This is a genomic window from Streptomyces sp. NPDC054840 (assembly GCF_053611065.1).
Map to the genome: position 1 here is coordinate 1 of NZ_JBSGZP010000440.1, position 6,339 is coordinate 6,339.

6 protein-coding genes are annotated in these 6,339 nt (G+C 69.2%); 3 read left to right on the plus strand and 3 right to left on the minus strand.

All coding sequences use genetic code 11. From position 1 onward, the window contains the following. Positions 1 to 36: 36 nt before the first annotated feature. Together ACWGIU_RS26250 and ACWGIU_RS26255 are read right to left on the minus strand one after the other, a co-directional pair. Positions 37 to 507 (minus strand): RidA family protein, encoded by a 471-nt coding sequence (locus ACWGIU_RS26250; protein WP_453709707.1) that lies wholly within the window; start codon positions 505 to 507, stop codon positions 37 to 39. Next, positions 504 to 665 (minus strand): DUF4177 domain-containing protein, encoded by a 162-nt coding sequence (locus ACWGIU_RS26255; RefSeq protein ID WP_007264966.1) that lies wholly within the window; start codon positions 663 to 665, stop codon positions 504 to 506. The genes ACWGIU_RS26250 and ACWGIU_RS26255 overlap by 4 nt, the downstream gene beginning before the upstream one ends. Positions 666 to 896: 231 nt before the next feature. On the opposite strand from ACWGIU_RS26255, the gene ACWGIU_RS26260 reads away from it, so the two are divergent. Both ACWGIU_RS26260 and ACWGIU_RS26265 read left to right on the plus strand, forming a co-directional pair. Beyond that, the gene (locus ACWGIU_RS26260) at positions 897 to 1,880 is read left to right on the plus strand and encodes an ArsA family ATPase (RefSeq protein WP_453709709.1); all 984 of its coding nucleotides are present in this window, start codon (positions 897 to 899) and stop codon (positions 1,878 to 1,880) included. A 23-nt stretch (positions 1,881 to 1,903) separates the two neighbouring features. Then, positions 1,904 to 3,250: an ArsA family ATPase gene (locus ACWGIU_RS26265; protein WP_453709711.1), complete on the plus strand. Its 1,347-nt coding sequence runs from the start codon at positions 1,904 to 1,906 to the stop codon at positions 3,248 to 3,250. A 28-nt stretch (positions 3,251 to 3,278) separates the two neighbouring features. Here ACWGIU_RS26265 and ACWGIU_RS26270 read toward each other — a convergent pair whose 3' ends face one another. Beyond that, positions 3,279 to 3,629 carry a WhiB family transcriptional regulator gene (locus ACWGIU_RS26270; RefSeq protein WP_453709713.1) on the minus strand — a complete coding sequence of 117 codons (351 nt, stop codon included), beginning with the start codon at positions 3,627 to 3,629 and terminating at the stop codon, positions 3,279 to 3,281. A gap of 386 nt (positions 3,630 to 4,015) precedes the next feature. Between ACWGIU_RS26270 and ACWGIU_RS26275 the strand changes: the two genes are divergently transcribed. After that, the gene (locus ACWGIU_RS26275; protein ID WP_453709715.1) at positions 4,016 to 6,310 is read left to right on the plus strand and encodes a transglycosylase domain-containing protein; all 2,295 of its coding nucleotides are present in this window, start codon (positions 4,016 to 4,018) and stop codon (positions 6,308 to 6,310) included. The last annotated feature ends 29 nt before the right edge of the window (positions 6,311 to 6,339 follow it).

Genomic DNA, 6,339 nt, shown 5'->3' on the forward strand with positions numbered 1-6,339 from the left:
ACCCGGCCCGTCCCGGCGGAACCCACCCCGAAGGGATCAGGCCCCGGCGACCAGCTCCACCTGGATCTCGACCTCGACCGGGGCGTCCAGCGGCAGGACCGTCACGCCGACGGCGCTGCGGGCGTGGACGCCCTTGTCGCCGAGGACCTCGCCCAGCAGCTCGCTCGCACCGTTCAGCACGCCGGGCTGGGCCGTGAAGTCGGGCGCGGACGCGATGAAGCCGACGACCTTCACGACACGCGCGATCTTGTCGAGGTCACCGACGACCGACTTGACGGCGGCCAGGGCGTTCAGCGCGCAGATCGCCGCCAGCTCCTTGGCCTGCTCCGCCGAGACCTCGGCGCCGACCTTGCCGGTGATCGGCATGCTGCCCTTGACCATCGGGAGCTGGCCCGCGGTGAAGACGTACGAGCCCGACCGCACGGCGGGCTGGTACGCGGCCAGCGGCGGGACGACGCCCGGGAGCGTCAGGCCGAGCTCGGCCAGCTTCGCCTCTACAGCACTCATGCCTTCTCCCGCTTGAGGTAGGCCACGAGCTGCTCGGGGTTGTTCGGGCCGGGCACGACCTGGACGAGCTCCCAGCCGTCCTCGCCCCAGGTGTCCAGGATCTGCTTGGTGGCGTGAACCAGCAGCGGGACCGTCGCATATTCGAACTTCTTGGTCATGGGAGCGAGGGTAGTGCCTGTCGTGCGAGCCGCATGCCGCCCCCGGAACCGACGGCGGGACACCTCACCCGGGCAGGCGCCGGGCCGCACCGGCACGGCCCCGGACCGGACCCCCGAGCGGCCCGGGACCGGGCCGGTCCGGGCCGGACGTAACGGAGCTCACCCCCGAACACTCCGGCAGAACCACCCGGCGCCAACGGAGTCGGACCCGAGGAATTAGGCTCGGACGCTGTGAGCAGGCTCCAGGTGGTCAGCGGCAAGGGCGGCACCGGCAAGACCACGGTCGCCGCAGCACTCGCGCTTGCCCTCGCACGCGAGGGCGGCCGGACTCTTCTGGTGGAGGTCGAGGGCAGGCAGGGGCTCGCGCAGCTCTTCGGCGCCGAGGCACTCCCCTACGAGGAACGGAAGATCGCCGTGGCGCCCGGCGGAGGCGGTGAGGTCTACGCGCTCGCCATCGACGCCGAACGGGCGCTGCTGGACTACCTCCAGATGTTCTACAAGCTGGGCTCGGCGGGGCGCGCGCTCAAGAAGCTCGGCGCCATCGACTTCGCGACGACCATCGCCCCCGGACTGCGCGACGTGCTGTTGACCGGCAAGGCGTGCGAGGCGGTGCGGCGCAGGGACAAGGCCGGCCGGTACGTCTACGACCACGTGATCATGGACGCGCCGCCGACCGGGCGGATCACCCGGTTCCTGAACGTCAACGACGAAGTGGCGGGCCTGGCCCGGTTCGGGCCGATCCACAACCAGGCCCAGGCCGTCATGAAGGTCCTCAAGTCCCCCGAGACGGCCGTGCACCTGGTCACCCTCCTGGAGGAGATGCCCGTCCAGGAGACCGCGGACGGCATCGAGGAACTGCGCGGGGCCGGCCTGCCCGTCGGGCGGGTCGTCGTGAACATGGTCCGGCCGCACCATCTGGACGAGGACACCCTGCGCACCGCGGCCGGCGACCACCGCGCCGAAGTGGCGAAGTCGCTGTCCCGGGCGGGCCTCGGCGGGGCGCGCCGCGGCGGGCTGGCCGAGCGGCTGGTGGACCCGCTGCTCACGCAGGCCGCCGAGCACGCGAGCCGGGTGGAGCTGGAGCGGGCGCAGCGCTCCGTACTGGCGGGGCTGGACCTGCCGACGTACGAACTGCCGCTGCTCGGCGCGGGGATGGATCTGGCCGGGCTCTACGCACTGGCCAAGGAATTGCGGAAGCAGTCGGTGGCGGAATGAGCGAGGGGGTGGACACCGTGGGTATGGACACTCCGCCGCGGCTGGCGGTCGACCGGCTGTTGGACGACCGGGAGACCCGGATCATCGTGTGCTGCGGGGCGGGCGGGGTCGGCAAGACCACCACGGCCGCGGCGCTCGGCGTACGGGCGGCCGGGCGCGGGCGCAAGGCCGTGGTGCTCACCATCGACCCGGCGCGGCGGCTCGCGCAGTCGATGGGGATCGACTCGCTGGACAACACCCCCCGCAAGGTGGAGACCGTAGGGGCGGACGACGGCGAACTGCACGCCATGATGCTGGACATGAAGCGGACCTTCGACGAGATCGTCGAGGCGCACGCGGACGGCGAGCGGGCCCGGGCGATCCTCGCCAATCCCTTCTACCAGTCGCTGTCGGCCGGCTTCGCGGGCACGCAGGAGTACATGGCGATGGAGAAGCTGGGGCAGCTGCGGGCCCGGGACGACTGGGACCTGATCATCGTCGACACTCCGCCGAGCCGGTCCGCGCTGGACTTCCTCGACGCGCCCAAGCGGCTCGGATCCTTCCTGGACGGGAAGTTCATCCGGGTGCTGATGGCTCCGGCGAAGGTGGGCGGCCGGGCCGGGATGAAGTTCCTGAATGTCGGCATGTCGATGATGACCGGCACCCTCAGCAAGCTGATGGGAGCCTCGCTGCTGAAGGACGTCCAGACCTTCGTGGCCGCGATGGACACGATGTTCGGCGGCTTCCGCACGCGCGCGGACGCCACCTTCCGGCTGCTGCAGGCTCCCGGCACGGCCTTCCTGGTGGTCGCCGCGCCCGAGCCGGACGCCCTGCGCGAGGCGGCGTACTTCGTGGAGCGGCTGGCAGCGGAGCGTATGCCGCTGGCCGGTCTGGTACTGAACCGGGTGCACGGCAGTGGCGCCGACCAGCTGTCCGCCGAGCGGGCGTTGGCCGCGGCAGAGAATCTTGAAGAAGGCGGCATTGTCGATCAGGAGTCCGGGAAAGCTGGACTTCGTGACTCGGGCGCGGAACCCACCGCGCCCGCCGAGCCCACCGAAACTGCCGAGACCGACCGGTCCGCCGAGACTGCGCAGACCGCCCAGAGCGCTAGAACCACCCGGACCGCGAACCCTCCAGAGACAGGCTCCCCCTCCCCCGGCACCGAAGGCGATACCGCGGTCGTCGACCGGATCACGGCAGGACTGCTGCGCCTGCACGCGGAACGCATGCAGGTGATCGCGCGTGAGCGGCGCACACGCGATCGCTTCACCTCACTCCACCCCGAAGTGGCGGTGGCTGAAGTGGCCGCCCTGCCCGGCGATGTGCACGACCTCGCCGGGCTACGGGCCATCGGAGAACGACTCGCGGCCGGGGTACCGGCCGGAGCGTAGGCGTTCGTACGTCGTGGCGGCCGGCGATCTACCCGGCTGCCGCGTATGTCTCGTACGCCACGTCGATCTCCGCGTCTGCATCCATGGTGAGGATGCCCGTGCTGCGCTCGTACTCCGTACGTGCGGTTTCGAGCAGCCGTCGCCACGAGGTGACGGTGGGACGCCGGCGCAGCAGCGCACGTCGTTCCCGCTCGGTCATTCCGCCCCACACGCCGAACTCGACACGGTTGTCGAGCGCGTCGGCCAGGCACTCGGTCCGCACCGGACATCCGGTGCACACCGCCTTGGCCCTGTTCTGTGCCGCTCCTTGAACGAATAGTTCATCCGGATCGGTAGTGCGGCAGGCTGCCTGCGCACTCCAGTCGATAACCCAGCCCATCCCGGCGCCGTCCTCTCCCGAATCGAGGCTCCCCCACGGCGGTAGCGGCATATTCACCGCTGCCAGTTGAGGACGTTACGGAAGGCGAGCACACCGCAACACCCCCGACGGGCCCAATCTTGAATGGTCCGAACGGACTATGGGTAAGCGGCAGATCACCCGACGGAGTGATCCGGCGACATGCCCGACCATTGCGGCAATTCGGGTGTAATCGGTTGATCGACTTCAGCAGAGGGGGTCAGATTCGGACATGTGTCCACCCCATTCGGGAAGGGTGAAAATCAAGCCGAGGGGTTGATGTCGCACCACACTGCTGTGACAGTTGGGGACAGCTTAGGCCAAGGCATTCGCGCGTGTCCGGCGAATGAGAACGTAGGCTGCCCCCTATGGGAAAGAAGCGCTCGGGCGGCGGGCTCACGGGGAGCCAGCAGGCCGTCAAGTTCCTCGGGGTGTCCGTCCTCTCCGGGGTGGTACTGGCCGGCATGGCGATTCCGGCAGCAGGCGCCCTGGGCCTGGCGGCCAAGGGGACGGTCGAGGGATTCGACGAGATCCCGGCCAATCTCAAGACCCCGCCGCTGAGTCAGCGGACCACCATTCTGGACGCCGAGGGTGGCGTGATCGCCACTGTCTATTCACGCGACCGCCAGGTGGTCCCGCTCACGGCGATCTCCCCGTACATGCAGAAGGCCATCGTCGCCATCGAGGACTCGCGCTTCTACGAGCACGGTGCGGTCGACCTCAAGGGCATCCTGCGCGCGGTCAACCGCAACGCGCAGGAAGGCGGAGCCGCGCAGGGCGCCTCCACCCTCACCCAGCAGTACGTGAAGAACGTGTTCGTCGAGGAGGCCGGCGACGACGAGACCAAGGTGCGCGAGGCCCAGGAGAAGAGCCTCGGCCGCAAGATCCGCGAGCTGAAGTACGCGATCCAGGTCGAGGAGGAGCTCGGGAAGAAGAAGATCCTCGAGAACTACCTCAACATCACCTACTTCGGCCAGCAGGCGTACGGAATCGAATCCGCCGCCCAGCGCTACTTCAGCAAGCCGGCCAAGGACCTGACGCTTGAGGAGTCCGCGCTGCTCGCGGGCGTCGTGCAGTCGCCGAGCCGCTACGACCCGGTGAACGACGCTCAGGAAGCGACCAAGCGCCGCAACATCGTCCTGCAGCGGATGGCCGACACCAAGGACGTCTCGCAGGCGGAGGTGGACGCGGCGAAGGCGAAGCCGGTCACCCTCAAGGTGACCAAGCCGAAGAACGGCTGCATCACCGCCGTCAAGGGCGCGGGCTTCTTCTGCGACTACGTTCGGAACTCCTTCCTGACCGACACGGCCTTCGGCAAGACGCGCGAGGACCGGGCGAAGGTCTGGAACCAGGGCGGCCTGACGGTGCGCACCACCCTGGACCCGCAGTCGCAGGACGCGGCCAATGAGTCGATCAAGGACCACGTCTACCAGGAGGACTCGATCGCGACGGCTGTGACCATGGTCCAGCCGGGCACCGGCCGGGTGCTGGCAATGGGTCAGTCCAAGCCGTACGGCTTCGGGAAGAACGAGACGCAGATCAACTACTCCGTGGACAAGCGGATGGGCGGCTCGAACTTCGGCTTCCAGGTCGGCTCGACCTTCAAGCCGTTCATCGCGGCGGCCGCCATAGAGCGGGGCATGCCGGCGACCAAGGTGTACCAGGCGCCGAACAAGCTGGACTACCCCACGCCGATTTCGCGCTGCGACGGCACGCAGTGGCTGAACCTGCCGATCAACGGCAAGATCCAGACGGCGAAGAACGAGACCGAGGACGAGGTCGGTCCGTACGCGCTGCGGACGGCGATGGAGAAGTCCATCAACACGTACTTCGTCGAGATGATCGGCGAGATCGGCCTCTGCCCGGTGACGGAGATGACGCAGAAGCTCGGCGTGGTCCCGGCCGACGGCTCCAAGATCCCCGAGTCCCCGTCGATCGCGCTCGGCTCCGCCGAACTCTCCCCGCTGACGATGGCCAACGCCTACGCGACCTTCGCCCACCGCGGCGTCTACTGCACCCCGGTCGCCATCGAGTCGATCACCGACGCGCACGGCAAGGCGCTCGCGGTGCCGAAGTCCAAGTGCGAGCGCGCGATGTCCACCGAGACGGCCGACACCATCAACACCCTGCTCCGCGGAGTGGTCGACTCCGGTACCGGTGAGCGGGCCGGTCTGAGCGACCGCGACAGCGCCGGCAAGACCGGTACGACGGACGAGCGCTACAACGCCTGGTTCGTCGGCTACACGCCGAACCTCTCCGGCGCGGTATGGGTCGGCTCCGGCGGCGCGAAGAAGATCACGATGGAGAACATCGTGATCGGTGGCAAGCCCTTCGAGAAGGTCTTCGGTGGCGGTCTGCCCGGCCCGATCTGGAAGGACGCGGTCAGCGGCGCGCTCTCCGGCCGCGAGTCGGGGAACTTCGTCACGGTCGGCATCCCGGAGGTGTCCATCCCCTCCGCCGGCCCGCGCGGGAACAAGCCGCCCACGACGAACCCGAGCCGGCCCGGCAAGCCCGGCGGTGACGGCAAGCCCGGCGGACGGCCCGGCGGAACCAGCGGGGGCATCATGGGCGGCACCACGGGCGGCGCCACGGGCGACGTCGAACCGCAGCCCCCGTTCCCCGGGCTCACCGAGGGAGTGATCGGCGGTCTCGACGACCAGTAGCGGTCCGTGGTCGGCGCACAGCGCGACAT

Excerpts from the sequence above, each read along its gene's own strand:
- ACWGIU_RS26270 (WP_453709713.1), bottom strand. The coding sequence starts at position 3,629 with ATGGGCTGGGTTATCGACTGGAGTGCGCAGGCAGCCTGCCGCACTACC.
- ACWGIU_RS26250 (WP_453709707.1), bottom strand. The coding sequence starts at position 507 with ATGAGTGCTGTAGAGGCGAAGCTGGCCGAGCTCGGCCTGACGCTCCCG.
- ACWGIU_RS26265 (WP_453709711.1), top strand. The coding sequence starts at position 1,904 with ATGGACACTCCGCCGCGGCTGGCGGTCGACCGGCTGTTGGACGACCGG.
- ACWGIU_RS26255 (WP_007264966.1), bottom strand. The coding sequence starts at position 665 with ATGACCAAGAAGTTCGAATATGCGACGGTCCCGCTGCTGGTTCACGCC.
- ACWGIU_RS26275 (WP_453709715.1), top strand. The coding sequence starts at position 4,016 with ATGGGAAAGAAGCGCTCGGGCGGCGGGCTCACGGGGAGCCAGCAGGCC.